This is a genomic window from Staphylococcus sp. HMSC34C02 (assembly GCF_001838705.1).
GTDB classification, from domain to species: domain Bacteria; phylum Bacillota; class Bacilli; order Staphylococcales; family Staphylococcaceae; genus Staphylococcus; species Staphylococcus borealis.
In genome coordinates this window covers 429,712-450,698 of sequence record NZ_KV838592.1, presented here as the reverse complement: position 1 = coordinate 450,698, position 20,987 = coordinate 429,712, and the positions used below count along the sequence as shown (strand labels likewise).

Annotated in this window: 23 protein-coding genes; all 23 read left to right on the top strand. The window is 35.2% G+C overall.

The genetic code is table 11. The features are described 5' to 3' along the window. Positions 1-162: 162 nt before the first annotated feature. Positions 163-1,434: a UDP-N-acetylglucosamine 1-carboxyvinyltransferase gene (locus tag HMPREF3239_RS10825; protein ID WP_053031138.1), complete on the top strand. Its 1,272-nt coding sequence runs from the start codon at positions 163-165 to the stop codon at positions 1,432-1,434. A 280-nt stretch (positions 1,435-1,714) separates the two neighbouring features. Beyond that, positions 1,715-2,050 carry a winged helix-turn-helix transcriptional regulator gene (locus HMPREF3239_RS10820; protein WP_053031140.1) on the top strand — a complete coding sequence of 112 codons (336 nt, stop codon included), beginning with the start codon at positions 1,715-1,717 and terminating at the stop codon, positions 2,048-2,050. Between the two features lie 169 nt (positions 2,051-2,219). Further along, on the top strand, positions 2,220-3,647 hold the full coding sequence (locus HMPREF3239_RS10815) for an aldehyde dehydrogenase family protein (RefSeq protein WP_070855636.1): 1,428 nt from the start codon (positions 2,220-2,222) through the stop codon (positions 3,645-3,647). 267 nt (positions 3,648-3,914) lie between these two features. Beyond that, complete coding sequence (gene rho, locus HMPREF3239_RS10810; protein WP_053031144.1) at positions 3,915-5,231, top strand: transcription termination factor Rho; 1,317 nt, start codon at positions 3,915-3,917, stop codon at positions 5,229-5,231. 118 nt (positions 5,232-5,349) lie between these two features. Then, positions 5,350-5,607 (top strand): type B 50S ribosomal protein L31, encoded by a 258-nt coding sequence (locus HMPREF3239_RS10805; protein WP_011275226.1) that lies wholly within the window; start codon positions 5,350-5,352, stop codon positions 5,605-5,607. 150 nt (positions 5,608-5,757) lie between these two features. Beyond that, positions 5,758-6,357: a thymidine kinase gene (locus HMPREF3239_RS10800; RefSeq protein ID WP_070855635.1), complete on the top strand. Its 600-nt coding sequence runs from the start codon at positions 5,758-5,760 to the stop codon at positions 6,355-6,357. After that, a complete protein-coding gene (gene prfA, locus HMPREF3239_RS10795) occupies positions 6,357-7,433 on the top strand; it encodes a peptide chain release factor 1 (RefSeq protein ID WP_053031148.1) in 1,077 nt (358 codons plus the stop codon). Before HMPREF3239_RS10800 ends, prfA begins: the two co-directional genes overlap by 1 nt. Next, the gene (gene prmC / locus HMPREF3239_RS10790) at positions 7,420-8,256 is read left to right on the top strand and encodes a peptide chain release factor N(5)-glutamine methyltransferase (RefSeq protein WP_070855634.1); all 837 of its coding nucleotides are present in this window, start codon (positions 7,420-7,422) and stop codon (positions 8,254-8,256) included. The genes prfA and prmC overlap by 14 nt, the downstream gene beginning before the upstream one ends. A gap of 499 nt (positions 8,257-8,755) precedes the next feature. Next, a complete protein-coding gene (locus tag HMPREF3239_RS10785; protein ID WP_070855633.1) occupies positions 8,756-9,799 on the top strand; it encodes an L-threonylcarbamoyladenylate synthase in 1,044 nt (347 codons plus the stop codon). After that, entirely contained in the window at positions 9,796-10,212 is a 417-nt protein-coding gene (locus HMPREF3239_RS10780) for a low molecular weight protein arginine phosphatase (protein WP_070855632.1), read from the top strand. The genes HMPREF3239_RS10785 and HMPREF3239_RS10780 overlap by 4 nt, the downstream gene beginning before the upstream one ends. 111 nt (positions 10,213-10,323) lie before the next feature. Continuing rightward, complete coding sequence (locus tag HMPREF3239_RS10775; protein ID WP_070855631.1) at positions 10,324-10,848, top strand: TIGR01440 family protein; 525 nt, start codon at positions 10,324-10,326, stop codon at positions 10,846-10,848. 27 nt (positions 10,849-10,875) lie between these two features. Further along, positions 10,876-12,114 (top strand): serine hydroxymethyltransferase, encoded by a 1,239-nt coding sequence (glyA, locus tag HMPREF3239_RS10770; protein WP_070855630.1) that lies wholly within the window; start codon positions 10,876-10,878, stop codon positions 12,112-12,114. Positions 12,115-12,140: 26 nt separating this feature from the next. Continuing rightward, positions 12,141-12,770 carry a uracil phosphoribosyltransferase gene (gene upp, locus HMPREF3239_RS10765; protein WP_053031159.1) on the top strand — a complete coding sequence of 210 codons (630 nt, stop codon included), beginning with the start codon at positions 12,141-12,143 and terminating at the stop codon, positions 12,768-12,770. Positions 12,771-12,786: 16 nt separating this feature from the next. Continuing rightward, a complete protein-coding gene (wecB, locus tag HMPREF3239_RS10760; RefSeq protein ID WP_070855629.1) occupies positions 12,787-13,920 on the top strand; it encodes a non-hydrolyzing UDP-N-acetylglucosamine 2-epimerase in 1,134 nt (377 codons plus the stop codon). 155 nt (positions 13,921-14,075) lie between these two features. Beyond that, positions 14,076-14,426, top strand: a complete 351-nt coding sequence (locus HMPREF3239_RS10755) for an ATP synthase subunit I (RefSeq protein ID WP_053031161.1) — start codon at positions 14,076-14,078, stop codon at positions 14,424-14,426. Between the two features lie 27 nt (positions 14,427-14,453). Then, positions 14,454-15,179 (top strand): F0F1 ATP synthase subunit A, encoded by a 726-nt coding sequence (gene atpB / locus HMPREF3239_RS10750; protein ID WP_011275237.1) that lies wholly within the window; start codon positions 14,454-14,456, stop codon positions 15,177-15,179. Between the two features lie 32 nt (positions 15,180-15,211). Further along, positions 15,212-15,424 (top strand): F0F1 ATP synthase subunit C, encoded by a 213-nt coding sequence (gene atpE, locus HMPREF3239_RS10745; protein WP_011275238.1) that lies wholly within the window; start codon positions 15,212-15,214, stop codon positions 15,422-15,424. Positions 15,425-15,509: 85 nt separating this feature from the next. Beyond that, positions 15,510-16,040 (top strand): F0F1 ATP synthase subunit B, encoded by a 531-nt coding sequence (locus tag HMPREF3239_RS10740; RefSeq protein ID WP_016931216.1) that lies wholly within the window; start codon positions 15,510-15,512, stop codon positions 16,038-16,040. Next, positions 16,040-16,579, top strand: a complete 540-nt coding sequence (locus HMPREF3239_RS10735; protein WP_070855628.1) for a F0F1 ATP synthase subunit delta — start codon at positions 16,040-16,042, stop codon at positions 16,577-16,579. The genes HMPREF3239_RS10740 and HMPREF3239_RS10735 overlap by 1 nt, the downstream gene beginning before the upstream one ends. Before the next feature lie 20 nt (positions 16,580-16,599). Then, positions 16,600-18,108, top strand: coding sequence for a F0F1 ATP synthase subunit alpha (gene atpA, locus HMPREF3239_RS10730; RefSeq protein WP_053031165.1), 1,509 nt, complete (start codon positions 16,600-16,602; stop codon positions 18,106-18,108). Between the two features lie 31 nt (positions 18,109-18,139). Further along, a complete protein-coding gene (gene atpG, locus HMPREF3239_RS10725; protein ID WP_070855627.1) occupies positions 18,140-19,006 on the top strand; it encodes an ATP synthase F1 subunit gamma in 867 nt (288 codons plus the stop codon). 21 nt (positions 19,007-19,027) lie between these two features. Further along, the gene (atpD, locus tag HMPREF3239_RS10720; RefSeq protein WP_053031170.1) at positions 19,028-20,440 is read left to right on the top strand and encodes a F0F1 ATP synthase subunit beta; all 1,413 of its coding nucleotides are present in this window, start codon (positions 19,028-19,030) and stop codon (positions 20,438-20,440) included. A gap of 20 nt (positions 20,441-20,460) precedes the next feature. Then, positions 20,461-20,862, top strand: a complete 402-nt coding sequence (locus tag HMPREF3239_RS10715; RefSeq protein WP_053031172.1) for a F0F1 ATP synthase subunit epsilon — start codon at positions 20,461-20,463, stop codon at positions 20,860-20,862. Positions 20,863-20,987 lie beyond the last annotated feature (125 nt).

The window sequence follows — 20,987 nt, the reverse complement described above, 5'->3', positions numbered from 1 at the left end:
ATATAATACTTGAGATGGTTTTATAAAGTTTGAATCAATAATTTTTACTATTGCAATTATCTTTAATTCATAATAATTTATGTTTTACAAATAAAGAATGTATATTTTATAATGCTACTAATGTATTATTTTAAATAAATGAGAAACAAAGGAGATAAACTTATGACTCAAGAGGTAATAAAAATTCGCGGTGGTCAAACACTAAAGGGAGAAGTTACGATAAGCGGTGCCAAAAATAGCGCAGTAGCTATCATCCCAGCAACATTATTAGCTCAAGGCCAAGTGAAATTAGATGGCTTACCACAAATTTCCGATGTAGAAACACTAGTTAGTTTATTGGAAGATTTAAACATTAAGGCTCAATTAAATGGTAAAACGCTAGAAGTTGATACTTCTGAAATTCAAAATGCACCACTGCCTAACAATAAGGTTGAATCTCTTCGAGCATCTTACTATATGATGGGAGCGATGTTGGGTCGCTTTAAAAAATGCGTTATCGGCTTACCTGGTGGTTGTCCATTAGGACCACGTCCGATTGATCAACATATTAAAGGGTTCAAAGCATTAGGAGCAGAAATCGATGAATCCAATGACACGTCAATGAAGATTGAAGCTAAAGAATTACATGGTGCTAACATCTTCTTAGATATGGTCAGTGTAGGTGCAACGATTAATATTATGTTAGCTGCTGTACATGCGAAAGGTCAGACAGTTATTGAGAATGCTGCCAAAGAACCTGAAGTTGTAGATGTAGCTAATTTCTTAAATAGTCTTGGTGCAAATATTAAAGGTGCAGGTACAAGTACGCTAAAAATTAATGGTGTTAAAGACTTGCATGGTTCTGAATATCAAATTATTCCTGACCGTATTGAAGCGGGTACATATATGTGTATCGCAGCTGCAGTTGGAGAAGAAATAACGATTAATAATATCGTTCCTAAACACGTTGAAGCTTTAACGGTTAAGTTAAAAGAACTAGGCGTAGATATTGAAATCGATGGAGATGCTGAAAAAGCTATCATTAAACGCAAACCTATGTACAAAAATGTAGACATTAAAACTTTAGTATATCCTGGTTTTGCAACAGATTTACAGCAGCCAATAACGCCATTATTATTTATGGCAGATGGTCCTTCGTTTGTTACAGAAACGATATATCCTGCGCGTTTTAGACATGTCGATGAGTTAAAGCATATGGGTGCCAATATCGATGCAGACATGCAAACAGGAACAGCGACAATTAAGCCTTCAACATTAAATGGTGCTGACGTATATGCGAGTGATTTACGTGCTGGTGCATGCCTAATTATTGCGGGTCTATTAGCTGAAGGTATAACTACAATTTATAATGTTAGACATATTTATAGAGGTTATACTGATATCGTTACACATTTGAAAACGCTGGGCGCAGATATTTGGACGGAAGAAGTTTAATCACTACGATAAATTTAAGAAACAAGTCAAAGTCTTAATATAATGTCTTTTTGATTTGATATTTAGCTTTGAATGATTCAGATGCATTTGTTTGATGATTTCAATTGATCTATGATTGATAGTTTTAGACGTTGTATTAGGGCTTGTTTTTCTGGTATAATAATTATATTAGATACTAATATGTTGTAGACTTATAACCATTACTGGAACTAATGTAATGTATTTATAAGTGATTTTTAGTACCTACAATCTAAAGATGTTTTGAATAGAGGTGAAGACATTGGAAATCTGTCCATATCTTGAAGAAACCTTTAAAATTGTTGGTAGAAGTTGGAACGGTTTAATCATTAATTATCTATCACGATGCACTGATTATACTGCGCACTTTTCCGATATGAAAAGGGATTTGAAGACCATTACACCACGTGCATTAAGTATTAAATTAACTGACTTAGGTGAATGGGGATTAGTAGAAAAGAAAGTAGTTTCAACTAGTCCAGTTTCAATCATTTATGAATTGACTGATAAAGGTAAAGCTTTAGCCGAAGCTTTGAAACCAATTGAAGCGTGGGCTCGTGAACACGTTACACTTGAAGAAGAAGTTAAATCTAAATAATAGAGTTAAGCGTTTTGTACTATACAAGGAATGAATCTAACAGTTGAGGTTAGTCATTTTATATATAGGTGCAAAACGCTTTTATTATGCTGTACTGACATGGTATGTTTAATTCTCGTTAAAAAAAGGTACACACATGATATAACGATTCTTAAGGAGTGAAGCATTGATGAGAAATTATACGCAACAATATATCAATGGTGAATGGGTTGATAGCGATAGTAATGAAACAATTGAAGTAATTAATCCAGCAACAGAAGAAGTCATTGGTAAGGTAGCTAAAGGTAATGCTAACGACGTAGACAAAGCAGTAGAAGCTGCAAATAACGTATATTTAGAATTTCGTCATAGCTCAGTAAAAGAAAGAAAAGAACTATTAGATAAAATTGTAGAAGAATATAAAAATAGAAAACAAGACATTATAGAAGCCATTACAGATGAACTTGGTGCACCACTCACATTATCTGAAAATGTGCATTATCAAATGGGATTAGATCATTTCCAAGAAGCTAGCAGAGCGTTAGATTCATTTGAATTTGATGAAAGACGTGGCGATGCATTAGTAACTAAAGAAGCGATAGGTGTTTCAGGATTAGTGACACCATGGAACTTCCCAACTAATCAAACGTCATTGAAATTAGCCGCTGCATTTGCAGCAGGAAGTCCTGTAGTTCTAAAACCTTCTGAAGAAACACCATTTGCAGCCGTTATTTTAGCTGAAATTTTTGATAAAGTAGGCGTGCCTAAAGGTGTATTCAATCTAGTAAACGGTGACGGTGAAGGTGTCGGTAATCCTCTAAGTGAACATCCTAAAGTCAGAATGATGTCATTTACTGGTTCAGGTCGTACAGGCTCTAAAATTATGGAAAAGGCTTCTAAAGATTTCAAGAAAGTATCACTTGAATTAGGTGGTAAATCACCATATATCGTTTTAGATGATGTTGATGTTAAGGAAGCTGCAAAAGCGACTACAGGCAAAGTAGTTAATAATACAGGTCAAGTTTGTACTGCTGGTACACGTATTTTGATACCAGAAAGTAAAAAAGAAGATTTCTTAACCGCACTAAAAGAAGAATTTAGTAAAGTTAAAGTTGGCGATCCACGTGAAGAAGGCACTCAAGTCGGTCCAATTATTAGTAAAAAACAATTTGATACAGTTCAATCTTATATTGATAAAGGGATTGAAGAAGGCGCCGAATTATTCTATGGTGGTCCTGGTAAACCAGAAGGATTAAATAAAGGTTACTTTGCAAGACCAACTATTTTCATTAATGTTGATAACGATATGACCATTGCGCAAGAAGAAATCTTTGGTCCAGTTGCCTCTGTTATCACTTATAATGACTTAGATGAAGCAATTAAAATTGCGAATGATACAAAATATGGATTAGCAGGTTACGTAATTGGTAAAGATAAAGAAACACTTCAAAAAGTAGCACGCTCAATTGAAGCTGGACGAATTGAAATCAATGAGGCTGGCAATCAACCTGATTTACCGTTTGGCGGTTACAAACAATCTGGTATCGGCCGTGAGTGGGGCGATTACGGAATTGAAGAATTCTTAGAAGTGAAATCAATTGCCGGCTATTTCAGTTAATTTTAAAAATTAATTAATTTGTCATTTATAACAGTTCATGGGATATTTTTAGTTCCATGAGCTGTTTTATTTTTGGAAATTTAATAAAATCGTTTTGTATTTAAATTGAAAATTTGCTATATTAATTCTAGTATTCAAGACTTTAAAAAGTAATATATGAAATATCCACAATAGATTTTGTGATTTATCGAAGTGAATCTATATGGAAATATTTCTTTTCAAGTCAAATTTAAGTCTTTATAAATATATAAGAAATGGGTGCAATTTATGCCTGAAAAAGTACGTACATCTCCGCAATATGAGTCGTTTCATGAATTGTATAAAAACTACACAACGAAAGAATTAACACAGAAAGCCAAATCGTTAAAACTTACAAATTATAGTAAGTTAAATAAGAGTGAATTAGTATTAGCTATTATGGAAGCCCAAATGGAAAAAGATGGGAACTACTACATGGAGGGTGTCTTGGATGATATCCAACCTGATGGCTATGGATTTTTAAGAACAGTTAATTATTCAAAAGGTGAAAAGGACATTTATATATCTGCAAGTCAAATTCGCCGTTTTGAAATCAAACGTGGTGACAAAGTAACTGGTAAAGTGCGTAAACCCAAAGATAATGAAAAATATTATGGTTTATTACAAGTAGACTTTGTTAATGACGAAAATGCTGAAGTTGTAAAAAAACGCCCTCACTTTCAAGCTTTAACACCTCTTTATCCTGAGGAAAGAATCGTTTTAGAAACAGAACCCCAAAATTATTCAACACGTATTATGGATTTAGTTACACCAATTGGTTTAGGTCAACGTGGACTTATCGTTGCGCCACCAAAAGCTGGTAAAACATCATTATTAAAAGAGATTGCTAATGCGATTTGCAAAAATAAACCTGATGCGAAATTGTTTGTTTTATTAGTAGGGGAACGACCAGAAGAAGTCACTGATATTGAACGCTCTGTTGAATCTGCTGAAGTAGTACATTCAACTTTTGATGAGCCACCTCAACACCATGTAAAAGTAGCTGAATTATTATTAGAACGTGCTAAACGTTTAGTTGAGATTGGTCAAGATGTGATTATTCTAATGGACTCAATAACTCGATTGGCAAGAGCATATAACCTTGTTATACCACCAAGTGGACGAACACTATCAGGTGGACTTGATCCCGCTTCATTACACAAGCCTAAAGCATTTTTTGGTGCTGCACGTAATATTGAAGCAGGTGGGAGCTTAACAATATTAGCTACTGCATTAGTAGAAACGGGTTCACGTATGGATGATATGATTTATGAAGAGTTCAAAGGAACAGGAAATATGGAACTCCATCTTGATCGTAAATTGTCTGAACGTCGAATTTTCCCAGCAATTGATATTGGAAGAAGTTCTACACGTAAAGAAGAATTATTAATTAGTAAATCTGAACTAGATTCATTATGGCAATTAAGAAACATGTTTACGGATTCTACAGATTTCACTGAAAGGTTCATTAGAAAACTTAAACGCTCTAAAAGTAATAAAGAATTTTTCGAGCAATTACAAAAGGCTGCAGAAGAAAGTACAAAAACAGGTAAACCAATTATTTAATGAATATCTGTTTGAGGGTTGCGTTTTAATCTAATAACTATTATAATTACCAAGTATTGGGTAAAAAACTCACAAATAACTCTGTTCCAGATGGTTCAGGGCAAAGGAGCTGAAAATAATGAGACAAGGAATCCATCCTGATTATCACAAAGTTATCTTTTTAGATACAACAACAAACTTTAAATTTTTAAGTGGTTCAACTAAAACATCTTCAGAAACAATGGAATGGGAAGATGGCAATGAATACCCAGTTATTCGTTTAGATGTATCTTCAGATTCACATCCATTCTACACAGGACGTCAAAAATTCGCTGCTGCGGATGGTCGTGTGGAACGTTTCAACAAAAAGTTTGGTCTCAAATCAAACAACAACTAATTATAAGTTTAAACTGTCTGCCTAGTCTATTTTATATAGAATCGCGTAGGCAGTTTTTTTAAATTTAAGTAGTCTTTAAAGAGATAGTTATAATACATAGAAATATGATATAATTAAGCGATTATGTTTTTGTAAAAGGTGGAACTTATAATGTATGAAACTTACCATTCCGGTTGGATTGAATGCATTACTGGAAGTATGTTTAGCGGTAAGTCAGAAGAACTTATTCGTAGATTAAGAAGAGGCATATACGCTAAACAAAAAGTAGTAGTGTTTAAACCAGCGATTGATGATCGTTATCACAAAGAAAAAGTTGTTTCTCATGACGGAAATGAATTAGAAGCAATTAATATTTCGACATCTAGAGATATATTGTTGCATGATTTATCTCTAGTTGATGTCATTGGCATTGATGAAATTCAATTTTTTGATAAAGAAATTGTAAATATAGTTGAGAAGCTTGCAGAAAATGGTCATCGAGTTGTGGTAGCAGGCTTAGATATGGATTTTAGAGGAGAACCATTTGAACCAATGCCTCAAATTATGGCGGTAAGTGAACAGGTTACTAAACTGCAAGCTGTTTGCGCAGTATGCGGCTCATCATCGAGTAGAACACAACGCTTAATCAATGGACAACCAGCTAAAGTTGATGATCCTATCATTTTAGTAGGCGCAAATGAAAGTTATGAACCGAGATGTCGAGCACATCATATAGTAGCACCAAGTACAAGTGACGAGGAGGAAATGTAGTGTTTGATCAATTAGATATCGTTGAAGAAAGATATGAACAACTCAATGAGATGTTAAGTGACCCTGAAATCGTAAATGATCCAGACAAGTTACGCAAATATTCAAAAGAACAAGCTGATTTACAAAAAACAGTTGATGTATATAGAGACTATAAAAGTAAAAAAGAAGAAATAGCTGAAATTGATGACATGTTAAACGAAACAGATGATAAAGAAGAAATCGAAATGTTAAAAGAGGAAAGCGCTAGCTTGAAAAGTGTGATTCCTGAATTAGAAGAACAGCTTAAATTCTTACTAATACCAAAAGACCCTAACGATGAAAAAGACGTTATCGTTGAAATTAGAGCAGCTGCAGGTGGAGATGAAGCAGCCATCTTTGCGGGAGATTTACTAAGAATGTATAGTAAATATGCAGAATCTCAAAACTTTAAAACGGAAATAGTTGAAGCAGCTGAAAGTGACCATGGTGGTTACAAAGAAATTAGTTTCTCAGTTTCTGGGAACGGTGCATACAGTAAATTAAAATTTGAAAATGGTGCACATCGTGTTCAACGTGTACCAGAAACAGAATCAGGTGGCCGAATTCATACGTCAACAGCAACAGTTGCTGTACTGCCTGAAGTAGAAGATGTTGAAATTGAAATTCGCAATGAAGATTTGAAAATAGACACATATCGTTCAAGTGGTGCAGGTGGTCAGCACGTCAATACTACTGACTCAGCTGTACGTATTACACACTTACCAACGGGTGTGATTGCGACATCTTCTGAAAAATCACAAATTCAAAACCGTGAAAAAGCTCTGAAAGTATTAAAAGCACGTCTATATGATATGAAATTACAAGAAGAACAACAAAAATATGCGGCACAACGTAAATCAGCAGTAGGAACTGGTGATAGATCTGAACGTGTTAGAACATATAACTATCCACAAAGTCGTGTGACAGACCATAGAATAGGTTTAACATTACAAAAGTTAGACCAAATTATGGAAGGTAAGTTAGATGAAATTATTGATGCTTTAACTTTATCTGAACAAACTGAGAAATTGAAAGAACTTAACAATGGTGAACTTTAAAGAAAAATTAGATAGTGCTATCAAACAAGCTGTAGAAAAAGGGTACGAACAATCAAGAGCGGAATGGTTAATGCTTGATTTATTTGGGTGGTCAAGAACGGATTATTTAATTCATATGTATGATGATATGTCAAAAGCAGAAGAAATTAAGTTTTCGCTGGCGACTGAACGAATGCTTTTAGGAGAACCAATCCAATATATTGTTGGATTTCAATCTTTTTATGGCTACCAATTTCAAGTCAATGAACATTGTTTAATTCCACGACCTGAAACCGAGGAAGTAATGTTGCATTTTCTTGAGCATTGTAACTCAAGCGCAACAATTGCTGATGTTGGAACGGGTAGTGGTGTATTGGCTGTTACATTAAAAAAGCTAAATAATGACTTTACTGTTTATGCAACAGATATCGTTCAAGAAACCATAGATATCGCTACTGATAATGCGCACAATCATGAGGTGGATATCCATTTCTTGAAAGGCAATGCCTTGAAACCGTTTATCCAACATAATATTAAATTGGATGGTATTATTTCCAATCCACCATATATTGATGTTGATGAGATGGATACAATGGCACCTACAGTTGTAAAATACGAGCCCCATAAAGCATTATTCGCAGAAAATAAGGGCTATGCTATTTATGAATCAATCCTTAACGACTTACCTCAAGTGCTCAATGATGATGCTTATGTGACCTTTGAAATTGGCTATAATCAAGGTGAGAAATTAAGAAGTATCATTTTAGAAAAATATCCTAAATTGGATGTTAAAGTTATCAAAGATATAAATGGAAATGATAGAATCGTATCATTTAAATGGTGAAACTCAAAGGAAACGGAATAGATATTAAAATGATTTCGTAGTCCCGCCCCAGCTTGGTTTGATTATGGAATTTCTTGATGAAATTCTTTTTGCTGGGCCCCGCCGGTAAGGATGACTAGGTTTGAAATGGCTTAATTTAAGCGCGTTTTCAAATCAGTTAGCCACTGCCAAAAATGATATTGTAGGGGAGTGGGACAGAATTCTTTTAAATTCGTCGTAAACTCCCAGCTTGCTTTGCTTGTAGAATTTCTTTATGAAATTCTCTTTGCTGGGGCCCCGAACCCCAACCTTGCTTAGCTTGTAAAATCACTTTCGTGATTTTTTGTGTTGGGGCCCCGCCCACCCCTGCAAAGGTGACTAGAACTGAGGAAAGCTTGATTTAAGGGCCTTCTCAGTTCAGTCAACTACTGCGAATTTGCTAAATAGCATTATTATATTATTTATGTCCCCGACTCTTCTTTTCCTATATATGAATAAAAATGATGGAGGAGTGACCTTGATGAAAACGAATTTATGGGATATGCGTCAATATCAAAATGCGCCATTAGATTATCCGGAATTAGACAAAATAAAGCAGATATATCAAGATGGTGGTTTAATTGCAATTCCGACAGAAACAGTATATGGGTTGGGTGCTGATGCCCGAAACCAACAAGCCGTTTCAAATATATATCAAGCCAAGGGTCGACCTTCCGACAATCCATTAATTGTACATATTCATGACATCTCTCAAATTGGTGATTTTGTGTCTCATTTACCAAGTGAGGCAAAATGCTTGATGGATGAATTTTGGCCAGGCCCGATTTCATTTATTTTACCTTTAAAGCCTGGGTATCTCTGTAACAAAGTGACAGGTGGTTTGCAATCCATCGCTGTACGTATGCCAAGTCATCCCATTGGCCGTGCAATACTCCAATATACGGATATGCCAATTGCTGCGCCAAGTGCTAATGTCAGTGGTAGACCTTCACCTACGACGTTTCAACATGTTTATACCGATTTAAATGGGAAGATAGATGGAATCGTTAATGGAGATCAAAGTGAAGAAGGCCTAGAAAGTACTGTACTCGATTGCACACAGTTCCCATTTAGAATAGCCAGACCAGGAGCAATTACACAATCAATGATTAATGAAGTCTTGCCTGGAAGTGTTGAACATTATCAATATGATACGACAAGCAAACCGATAGCACCTGGTATGAAATATAAGCACTATGCTCCTGAAACACCTGTAACAATGTTGACAAATCTAAGTAAACCTATTACAACTGTTAAAGATTGGACGCATACCGCTTTTATTTTACCGGATAATTTAAAACACTTTGTCCCTAGTGATGCCATATTTATTTCGCTCTGTAAAGATCAGCATGATACGAAACAAGCCAATCATAATTTGTTTAAAATACTCCATGATATCGATGAAAATTCAGAAATACATGAGGCATATATTTATGCATTTGATAAAACAGATGCAACAGAGGCAATTATGAACAGAATGCGTAAAGCTACAGGAAATCACTTAGTTAGAGGTGAAACATTATGAGAATAACATTTGTGTGTACAGGAAATACGTGTCGTAGTCCGATGGCAGAAAGTATTGCAAAGAAAATACTCGAAAAAGACGTTATTAATTCAAGAGGGTTATTTGCAGTAGATGGACAATCTATTTCACCTGAATCACTTAAAGTCATCGCTGAGCATGAATTGCCAGAACCTACGCGGGCCAAGCAATTTAGTAAGGCGGATTTAGAAAGCGATTTAATATTAACAATGACTGAAATGCATAAACAACAACTTATTTATAGTTATGATGATAATGGTCGCATTTATCAACTTGGTGAATATGTTGGGGAATCAGGCGATATTGGCGATCCGTTTGGCGGTAGTATTGAAACATACCGACAAACATTTAAAGAGCTTCAACACTTAATAAGTAAATTACAGTCAGATTCATAAAGCGAAATATTATACAATTAGTATATGTTAAGCGTTAAATAAGTTATAATAAAGAAGTATAGCTAGTTTGCTATGCTTCTTTTTAATTATGTAATTGAGGTGGAGATTTCAATGCAAGAACTTAAAACGTTGCTTGATGAACTTAAGGCGCAATCTTTTTTCAAGAAAGATGAACTTTGCGTGATAGGATGTTCGACTTCTGAAGTTATAGGACAAAAGATAGGTTCTGTAGGATCGATGGAAGTTGCAGAGGAAATCTTTAGTGCATTAGCACAAGTAAAACAAGAGACTGGTGTTTCTTTTGCATTTCAAGGCTGTGAGCATATTAACAGAGCAGTTACAATTGAACGTGAAGATTTCAATCCGCTAACGATGGAAGAAGTATCAGTTGTTCCTGATGTTCACGCAGGTGGAAGTCTTGCAACTTATGCTTATAAGCAAATGAATGATCCAATCGTAGTTGAACATATTTCAGTCCCTAAGGGTATTGATATTGGTCAAACATTAATTGGAATGCATATTAAACACGTTTGTGTACCGGTTAGAACAAGTGTCAAACAAGTTGGTGAAGCTATTGTTACGATAGCTACATCAAGACCTAAGAAAATCGGTGGTGAACGAGCTAAATACGAATAAGCTAGAAAGTGTAAAGGGGGATTTTATATGTCATATATCCAAAATCAAGATAAAGCTGTCTATGAAGCAATTCAAAATGAATATAATAGGCAAAATAACAACATTGAATTAATCGCATCTGAAAACTTTGTATCTGAAGCGGTGATGGAAGCCCAGGGTTCTGTGATGACTAACAAATATGCTGAAGGCTATCCAGGTCGTCGTTACTATGGTGGTTGTGATTATGTTGACGTAACTGAAACGATTGCAATTGAAAGAGCGAAAGCATTATTTGGTGCGGAGCATGTAAATGTGCAACCCCACTCAGGGTCTCAAGCCAATATGGCGGTATATCTTGTCGCTTTAGAGATGGGTGATACTGTTTTAGGTATGAATTTGAGTCATGGTGGTCATTTAACGCATGGTTCACCAGTTAATTTCAGTGGTAAATTCTACAACTTTGTAGATTATGGTGTAGATAAAGAAACTGAAAAAATTGACTATGACGTTGTGCGTCAATTAGCACATGAACACAAGCCTAAATTAATCGTTGCAGGAACTTCAGCGTATTCAAGACAACTTGATTTTAAAAAGTTCAAAGAAATCGCTGATGAAGTTGGCGCTAAATTAATGGTTGATATGGCTCATATCGCTGGTTTAGTTGCAGCAGGTTTACATCCAAATCCTGTAGAATATGCTGATTTTGTAACAACAACAACGCATAAAACTTTACGTGGCCCACGTGGTGGATTAATTCTTTGTAAAGAAGCGTATAAGAAGGATATAGATAAAACAATATTCCCTGGAATACAAGGTGGACCTTTAGAACATGTCATTGCTGCTAAAGCAGTCGCATTCGGTGAAGCACTTGAACAAGACTTTAAAACGTATCAAGAGCAAGTCGTCAAAAATGCTAAAGTGCTTTCTGAAACGTTGAAAGAAGAGGGCTTTAGAATTGTGTCAGGTGGCACTGATAACCATTTAGTATCTGTAGATGTTAAAAACTCAGTTAATGTTACAGGTAAAGAAGCGGAAGCGACATTAGATTCAATTGGAATAACATGTAATAAAAATACAATTCCATTTGACCAAGAAAAAGCTTTTGTAACAAGTGGTATACGTTTAGGCACACCAGCTGCTACAACAAGAGGCTTTGATGAAGAAGCATTCAAAGAAGTTGGTCGTATTATTAGCTTAGCACTTAAACACCCTAATGATGATACAAAATTGAAAGAAGCAAGAGAAAGGGTAAGTCGTTTAACAGCTAAATATCCGCTATATGAATAATTTATAAAATTTTGGAGGCAATATAAATGAGTAAAGTACATGTATTTGATCACCCACTAATTCAACACAAATTAAGTTATATCCGTGATATGAATACGGGAACTAAAGAATTTAGAGAACTTGTTGATGAAGTCGGCATGTTAATGGCGTATGAGGTTACTAGAGACTTAGAACTTCAAGATGTTGAAATTAAAACGCCAGTAACAACTATGACTGCAAAAAGATTAGCTGGTAAAAAATTAGCAATCGTTCCAATTCTTAGAGCCGGTTTAGGGATGACAGATGGTGTATTAAGCTTAGTCCCAGCGGCACGTGTTGGTCACATTGGTTTATACCGTGATCCTAAAACATTGGAAGCAGTAGAATACTTTGCTAAACTTCCACAAGATATTGATGAGAGACAAATCATTGTGGTAGACCCAATGTTAGCTACTGGAGCATCAGCAATCGAAGCAATTAATTCGTTGAAGAAACGCGGTGCTAAAAATATTAGATTCATGTGCCTTATTGCTGCACCAGAGGGTGTTGAAAAAATGCAAGAAGCGCACGATGATGTCGATATCTATATTGCAGCATTAGACGAAAAATTAAATGATAAAGCATATATTACACCAGGTTTAGGTGATGCTGGGGACAGATTGTTCGGTACAAAATAGGTATAGGAGTTTATGTATGAGAAAGATTATGACAGTCTTTGGTACTAGACCAGAAGCAATTAAGATGGCACCTTTAGTGAAGGCACTCGAGTGTGATGCTGAGTTAGAACCAATGATTGTTGTAACTGCTCAGCATCGCGAAATGTTAGATTCGGTCTTACAAACTTTCAACATCGAGCCACATTATGATTTGAATATCATGAAGGAAGGTCAAACGCTATCAGACATTACATCAAGAGCAATGACGCAACTTGAAGAAATTATTAAAAAAGAAAAACCGGATATGGTGCTCGTCCATGGTGATACCACTACTACATTTTCAGGTGCACTAGCTGCTTTTTATAATCAGGTACCTGTTGGTCACGTAGAAGCTGGTTTAAGAACACGACGTAAATATGCACCTTTCCCAGAAGAGATGAATAGGCAAATGGTAAGTAATCTAGCCGACCTGCATTTTGCGCCTACTAAAGGTGCAGCGAATAATTTGCTTCAAGAACAGAAAAATCCAGACACAGTAATTATTACTGGAAATACTGCTATTGATACACTTAAATTAACGGTCCAAAAGGAATATACATCAGATATAATCACAAAACATCAAAATAAACGTATTATCCTATTAACTGTTCACCGAAGAGAAAATATTGGACAGCCAATGATTGAGATTTATAAAGCAATGCGCACTATTGTTGATGAATATGAAGATGTGGTCATTGTATCACCACTACATCTGAATCCTAAAGTAAGGTCACTAGCTTATAAGTATTTAGGTGATCATGAGCGTATTGAATTAATTGAACCATTAGACGTTGTAGACTTCCACAACTTCGTAAGTAACGCCTATTTAATCTTGACGGATTCAGGTGGTATTCAAGAAGAGGCACCTTCATTGAATAAACCTGTCTTGGTGCTTAGAGATGTAACCGAGAGACCAGAAGGTGTAGCAGCGGGCACTTTGAAAATAATTGGAACGGATTTTGAAAATGTGCATAATACAACGGCAGAATTATTGGATAACGAAATAATTTATAATCAAATGTCACAAACTCAAAATCCTTATGGTGATGGTAAAGCATCTATAAGAATTTGTGAGAGTATAAAATATTATTTTGGTTTGACATCAAATTCACCAGAGCCTTTCAAATCATAAAAAAATTTTAAATTGTGAACATTTTGTGACAATAAAAGAGTTAATTTTTACAACAATTTGAATAGAATTGACACACTATTTACCCTATATTATTATTAAATTTGTATGAGTGGAACGGTTTACATGGTTGTCATAAGTTAATTTGGAGGAGAAAAATGAGGCGTTTCAGCATCATATTTAAACAATTCATTCAATATTATATTTATTTTTTAATTATATTGGCTGTGTTGTATATCGTTATTCCAAATCCTTTTATTCTAGGATTAATAATAGGAACATTTGGATCTTTAATAAATACCTATATTTTCGAATTATATTTATCTCGGGCAAAGCAACCAGATAACATACATATTTCTACGGGCAATACTTGGAGGTACTTAGTCGCTATCATTGCGTGCGTAATATGGTTTTTATTTAAAGATAATGTCAATATTATTGGGGTAATGATTGGTCTTATGTTTTCTTATGTTTTAATCATTTTACGCCCTCTACTGCTTAAGAATTAAAATTTTAATAAAGAAAGAGGTGAGTACATGGATCACAAAAACCCGCTCGTAAGTTGGAATGTATTTGGTTTTGATCTCGTTTTCAATTTAGCAAGCATCATGATGTTAGTTATTACAGCAATCATTGTTTTTCTAATAGCTATTATTTGTACGCGTAATCTAAAGAAAAGACCATCAGGTAAACAGAATTTTATCGAATGGATCTTTGACTTTGTAAGAAGCATCATAGAGAGTAATATGGCTTGGAAAAAAGGTGGTCAGTTTCACTTCTTAGCAGTAACATTGATTTTATTTATCTTTGTTGCAAACATGTTAGGACTACCATTTGCTATAGTGACTAAAGATCATTATCTATGGTGGAAATCTCCAACAGCTGACGCAACTGTCACATTGACATTATCAACTATGATGATATTACTTACACACTATTATGGTGTGAAAATGCGTGGAACTAAAGCTTACATAGGTAATTACTTTAAACCATTCTGGCCATTAGCAATTATCAATGTTTTTGAAGAATTCTCTTCAACATTAACACTTGGTCTACGTTTATACGGTAATATATTTGCCGGTGAATTATTACTTTCTTTATTAGCCGGCTTAGTTGTAAGCAGTGCTTGGGGTTGGATTATAGGTATTCCAGGTTTAATCGTATGGCAAGGATTCTCTATCTTTGTCGGCTCAATCCAAGCATATATATTTATCATGCTTTCAATGGTTTACATGTCCCACAAAGTAGCGGACACACATTAACTTAAACAAACATTTTAGGAGGAATTATTAATATGGGTTTAATCGCAGCAGCAATTGCAATTGGTTTATCAGCACTAGGCGCAGGTATCGGTAACGGTCTTATCGTTTCAAGAACAGTAGAAGGTGTAGCTCGTCAACCAGAAGCACGTGGACAATTAATGAGTATCATGTTCATCGGTATTGGTTTAGTTGAGGCATTACCTATCATCGGTGTTGTAATCGCATTCATGACTCTTTTCCAATAAGAAAATTTCATGGCGAAGTCACTTGGATCTTCGCCGTTCGTTTTATTTAATGGCAAGTGGTGATTAATTATGAAAGGAGTGTCAAATGCCAGTGAATGCATTAACTAATTCATTCGTTTTAGGTGCAGCAGGTGGTGGTGTTGAATGGGGTACTGTCATTGTTACAGTAATCACATTTGCTATTTTATTAGCACTACTTAAGAAATTTGCTTGGGGTCCATTAAAAGAAGTAATGGACAAACGTGAACGTGACATCAATAGAGACATTGATGAAGCTGAAGAAGCAAAATTAAATGCACAAAAACTTGAAGAAGAAAATAAAAAGACACTAAAACAAACTCAAGATGAAGTTCAACGTATTTTAGAAGATGCTAGAGTTCAAGCACGTAAACAACATGAAGAAATCATTCATGAAGCAAATATTCGTGCAAACGGTATGATTGAAACTGCTCAAAGTGAAATCAATAGCGAGAAAGAACGTGCATTAGCAGATATTAACAATCAAGTGTCTGAGTTATCAGTATTGATTGCATCTAAAGTACTTCAAAAAGAAATTTCAGAACAAGATCAAAAAGAACTTGTTGATAAGTATTTAAAAGAGGCAGGCGATAAATAATGGCAAATGTAGCAAATAAATACGCTAAAGCATTATTTGACGTCGCTATCGATAAAGAAAGATTAGACTTAATGTACGAAGAACTTAGTATAGTTAGTGAAGCCACAAAAAACTATGATGAAGATTTAAGAGCAATTGACTCAAATCCTAACCAACCGGCTTCTGAAAGACGCAAATTTGTTGGTATCGTTTTTGGAGATGCTAACTATTACTTAAAAAATATGCTAATGATATTAGCTAATAATCGTCATTTAGTACTGATTAATTCAATTTTTAAAGAATTTAAAAGTTTATACAATGAGTATCATAATGAAGATTCAGCCATTGTTGAATCAGTTTATCAATTAAGTGACGATGAACTTAGTCGCATTAAAGACTTAATTTTAAAACAAACGAATTTATCACAAGTACATATTACTACGAAAATAAATCCTGAATTAATTGGAGGATTTAGAGTTAAAGTTGGTACTACTGTGCTAGATGGCAGTGTTAAAAAAGATTTAGAACAAATCGAACGCAAATTTAGAAGAGTAAACTAAAATAAAGAGGAGTGACATAGATGGCCATAAAAGCTGAAGAAATCAGTGCATTACTTCGCTCACAAATTGAAAATTATGAGTCTGAAATGTCTGTAACTGATGTAGGTACGGTACTCCAAATTGGTGACGGTATCGCATTAATTCACGGATTAAATGACTGTATGGCTGGTGAGCTAGTAGAGTTCTCAAATGGTGTTCTTGGTTTAGCTCAAAACCTTGAAGAATCAAATGTGGGTGTAGTTATTTTAGGACCATATACTGAAATTACTGAAGGCGACGAAGTTAGACGTACTGGACGTATTATGGAAGTTCCAGTAGGGGAAGAACTTATTGGTCGCGTTGTTAACCCATTAGGTCAACCTATTGATGGACAAGGTCCTATCAATACAACAAAAACACGCCCTGTTGAACAAAAAGCAACAGGTGTAATGGCTCGTAAATCTGTTGACGAACCACTTCAAACTGGTATTAAAGCGATTGACGCATTAGTTCCAATCGGACGTGGTCAACGTGAGTTAATTATCGGAGATAGACAAACAGGTAAAACAACAATCGGTATTGATACAATCTTAAACCAAAAAGGTTTAGATACAATTTGTATTTACGTAGCAATTGGTCAAAAAGATTCAACTGTACGTGCAAATGTAGAAAAATTACGTCAAGCTGGCGCATTAGATTACACTATTGTTGTTTCAGCTTCAGCATCTGAACCTTCACCATTACTTTATATTGCACCTTATTCTGGTGTAACTATGGGTGAGGAATTCATGTTTAATGGTAAGCATGTATTAATCGTTTATGATGATCTTACAAAACAAGCGGCAGCATACCGTGAGTTATCATTACTTTTACGTAGACCTCCAGGTCGTGAAGCTTACCCTGGTGATGTTTTCTATCTACATAGTAGATTATTAGAAAGAGCAGCCAAATTAAATGATGATTTAGGTGGCGGCTCAATTACGGCGTTACCAATTATCGAAACACAAGCAGGGGATATTTCTGCATATGTACCAACTAACGTAATTTCAATTACAGATGGACAAATCTTCTTACAATCTGACTTATTCTTCTCAGGTGTAAGACCTGCGATTAATGCGGGACAATCAGTTTCACGTGTAGGTGGATCTGCTCAAATCAAAGCAATGAAGAAGGTAGCAGGAACGCTACGTTTAGACTTAGCTTCTTATAGAGAGTTAGAATCATTTGCGCAATTCGGTTCTGATTTAGATGAATTCACAGCCAGAAAACTTGAAAGAGGTAAACGTACGGTTGAAGTGTTGAAACAAGACCAAAACAAACCATTACCTGTTGAAAACCAAGTTTTAATTATATATGCCTTAACAAAAGGTTATTTAGATGATATTCCTGTTGAGGATATTACACGTTTCGAAGACGAATTAAATAGTTGGGCGAAATCAAATGGTTCTGACTTATTAAATGAAATTAGAGAAACTGGTGCCTTACCATCTGACGATAAATTTGAAGCTACAATTAATGAATTCAAGAAAAGCTTTAGCAAATCTGAATAATTAAACTTTAAATTGAAAGGGTGGTGAGATAATGGCTTCATTAAAAGAGATAGATGGTCGTATCAAATCGACGAAAAAAATGAAACAAATTACCAAAGCAATGAACATGGTATCAAGTTCAAAATTACGTCGAGCTGAAAAAAACACAAAGCAATTTGAACCCTATATGGAAAAAATGCAGGATGCGATTACTGCAATTGCAGGAGCGAGTAAACACTCTAGTCATCCTATGTTAAGACCTAGACAAGTTCAACGTAGTGGTTACTTAGTAATTACTAGTGACAAAGGCTTAGCAGGTGCATACAGTTCAAATGTCTTAAAACGACTGATTAATGATATTAGTGAAAAACATTCTAATAGTGATGAATATAGCATTATTGTATTAGGTCAATCTGGTGTTGATTTCCTTAAAAATAGAGGTTATGAAATTGAGAATTCACTTGTTGATGTTCCCGATCAACCTTCATTCAAATCAATACAAGCAATTGCGAAACATGCGATTGACTTATTTAGTGAAGAACATATTGATGAATTAAAAATTTATTATAGTCATTATGTTAGTGTTCTTGAAAATAAACCAACGACTAAACAAGTTTTACCATTATCTCGAGAAGATTCTAGCCAAGGTCAAGGTCAAATGTCTTCTTATGAATTTGAACCGGATAAAGAATCTATCCTAAGTGTTATTCTTCCTCAATATGTTGAAAGTTTAATTTATGGAACGATTTTAGATGCTAAGGCTAGTGAACATGCAGCGAGAATGACTGCAATGAAAAATGCTTCTGATAATGCGACTGAACTTATTGATGACTTATCATTACAATATAATAGAGCGAGACAAGCTGAAATCACACAACAAATTACTGAAATTGTTGGTGGTTCCGCAGCACTTGAATAATATTTTAAAGGAGGAAACAACATGGGTAATGGCCGTGTAACTCAGGTTATGGGTCCTGTTATTGACGTTCGTTTTGAACATAATGAAGTACCTGAAATTAATAACGCCTTAATCATTGAAGTTCCTAAAGAAGATGGTACTTTTGAATTAACACTTGAAGTTGCATTACAACTAGGTGATGACGTTGTTCGTACAATCGCTATGGATTCAACAGATGGTGTTCAACGAGGCATGGAAGTTCAAAACACTGGACAAGATATTTCAGTGCCAGTTGGTGAAGTAACGCTAGGTCGTGTATTTAACGTCTTAGGTGATACAATTGATTTAGAAGATAAATTAGATAGTTCAGTGAGACGTGATCCAATTCATAGACAATCACCTAATTTTGATGAATTATCTACTGAAGTGGAAATTCTTGAAACTGGAATTAAAGTTGTAGACTTACTAGCACCTTATATTAAAGGTGGTAAAATCGGACTATTCGGTGGTGCCGGAGTTGGTAAAACCGTATTAATTCAAGAATTAATTAATAACATCGCACAAGAACACGGTGGTATCTCTGTATTCGCTGGTGTAGGTGAACGTACACGTGAAGGTAATGACCTTTACTATGAAATGAGAGATAGTGGTGTTATCAAGAAAACAGCGATGGTATTTGGTCAAATGAACGAGCCACCCGGTGCGCGTATGCGTGTAGCTTTATCTGCATTAACAATGGCTGAGTATTTCCGTGATGAACAAGGACAAGACGTACTTTTATTCATCGATAACATTTTCAGATTTACTCAAGCAGGTTCTGAAGTATCAGCTTTATTAGGACGCATGCCTTCTGCCGTAGGTTATCAACCTACATTAGCTACAGAAATGGGTCAATTACAAGAACGTATTACATCAACGAATAAAGGTTCTGTAACATCAATCCAAGCCGTATTCGTACCAGCCGATGACTATACTGACCCAGCGCCAGCAACTGCATTCGCTCACTTAGATGCGACAACTAACCTTGAACGTAAATTAACAGAAATGGGTATCTATCCAGCCGTGGATCCATTAGCGTCTACATCAAGAGCGTTAGAACCAGCAATTGTTGGTCAAGAGCATTATGAAGTGGCACGTGATGTTCAATCAACACTTCAAAAATATAGAGAATTGCAAGATATTATCGCAATTTTAGGTATGGATGAGTTATCAGAAGAAGATAAACTTACAGTAGAACGTGCACGTAGAATTCAATTCTTCTTATCACAAAACTTCCACGTTGCAGAACAATTTACTGGTCAAAAAGGTTCATATGTACCTGTTAAAACGACAGTAGCTGATTTCAAAGCGATTTTAGATGGTAAATACGACCATATTCCTGAAGATGCTTTCCGTTTAGTTGGTAGTATGGAAGATGTAATTGCCAAAGCAAAAGATATGGGTGTTGAAGTCTAAACAATTAGGAGGTATAGATAATGAGTACAGTTAATCTTGATATTGTCACTCCTAATGGTTCAGTCTACGAAAAAGATGACGTTGAACTAGTTGTTTTTCAAACAACAGCTGGTGAAATGGGTGTCATGAGTGGGCATATTCCGACAGTTGCCGCATTAAAAACAGGCCATGTTAAAGTGAACTTTAGAAATGGTACTGAATATATAGCTGTTAGTGGTGGCTTTGTTGAAATTAGACAACATAAAGTATCTGTCATTGTTCAAACAGCTGAAACTGCCAGTGAGATAGATGTTGAACGAGCTAAATTAGCACGTCAAAGAGCACAATCTCATTTGGACGATCAGGATAACAGTGATATAAACAGAGCTAAACGAGCGTTGGCTAGAGCTGAAAACCGCTTACGCGTAGCAGAATTAAAATAATTAAAAAGGTTTGAAAACTAAATTTAGTTTTCAAACCTTTTTTTGTGTTCTATGATAGTCAAGTTTAGTATCATTCTGTGCATTTTTAATGTGGCTCTACGTCAAATCGGACTGATGAGTCCAAA

Coding starts and splice junctions, on each gene's coding strand:
- HMPREF3239_RS10715 (WP_053031172.1), top strand. CDS start 20,461: ATGAGTACAGTTAATCTTGATATTGTCACTCCTAATGGTTCAGTCTAC.
- HMPREF3239_RS10740 (WP_016931216.1), top strand. CDS start 15,510: ATGCCAGTGAATGCATTAACTAATTCATTCGTTTTAGGTGCAGCAGGT.
- glyA (WP_070855630.1), top strand. CDS start 10,876: ATGTCATATATCCAAAATCAAGATAAAGCTGTCTATGAAGCAATTCAA.
- atpG (WP_070855627.1), top strand. CDS start 18,140: ATGGCTTCATTAAAAGAGATAGATGGTCGTATCAAATCGACGAAAAAA.
- HMPREF3239_RS10825 (WP_053031138.1), top strand. CDS start 163: ATGACTCAAGAGGTAATAAAAATTCGCGGTGGTCAAACACTAAAGGGA.
- HMPREF3239_RS10805 (WP_011275226.1), top strand. CDS start 5,350: ATGAGACAAGGAATCCATCCTGATTATCACAAAGTTATCTTTTTAGAT.
- atpD (WP_053031170.1), top strand. CDS start 19,028: ATGGGTAATGGCCGTGTAACTCAGGTTATGGGTCCTGTTATTGACGTT.
- upp (WP_053031159.1), top strand. CDS start 12,141: ATGAGTAAAGTACATGTATTTGATCACCCACTAATTCAACACAAATTA.
- prmC (WP_070855634.1), top strand. CDS start 7,420: ATGGTGAACTTTAAAGAAAAATTAGATAGTGCTATCAAACAAGCTGTA.
- rho (WP_053031144.1), top strand. CDS start 3,915: ATGCCTGAAAAAGTACGTACATCTCCGCAATATGAGTCGTTTCATGAA.
- wecB (WP_070855629.1), top strand. CDS start 12,787: ATGAGAAAGATTATGACAGTCTTTGGTACTAGACCAGAAGCAATTAAG.
- atpA (WP_053031165.1), top strand. CDS start 16,600: ATGGCCATAAAAGCTGAAGAAATCAGTGCATTACTTCGCTCACAAATT.
- HMPREF3239_RS10785 (WP_070855633.1), top strand. CDS start 8,756: ATGAAAACGAATTTATGGGATATGCGTCAATATCAAAATGCGCCATTA.
- HMPREF3239_RS10780 (WP_070855632.1), top strand. CDS start 9,796: ATGAGAATAACATTTGTGTGTACAGGAAATACGTGTCGTAGTCCGATG.
- atpB (WP_011275237.1), top strand. CDS start 14,454: ATGGATCACAAAAACCCGCTCGTAAGTTGGAATGTATTTGGTTTTGAT.
- HMPREF3239_RS10800 (WP_070855635.1), top strand. CDS start 5,758: ATGTATGAAACTTACCATTCCGGTTGGATTGAATGCATTACTGGAAGT.
- HMPREF3239_RS10735 (WP_070855628.1), top strand. CDS start 16,040: ATGGCAAATGTAGCAAATAAATACGCTAAAGCATTATTTGACGTCGCT.
- HMPREF3239_RS10815 (WP_070855636.1), top strand. CDS start 2,220: ATGAGAAATTATACGCAACAATATATCAATGGTGAATGGGTTGATAGC.
- HMPREF3239_RS10755 (WP_053031161.1), top strand. CDS start 14,076: ATGAGGCGTTTCAGCATCATATTTAAACAATTCATTCAATATTATATT.
- atpE (WP_011275238.1), top strand. CDS start 15,212: ATGGGTTTAATCGCAGCAGCAATTGCAATTGGTTTATCAGCACTAGGC.
- HMPREF3239_RS10775 (WP_070855631.1), top strand. CDS start 10,324: ATGCAAGAACTTAAAACGTTGCTTGATGAACTTAAGGCGCAATCTTTT.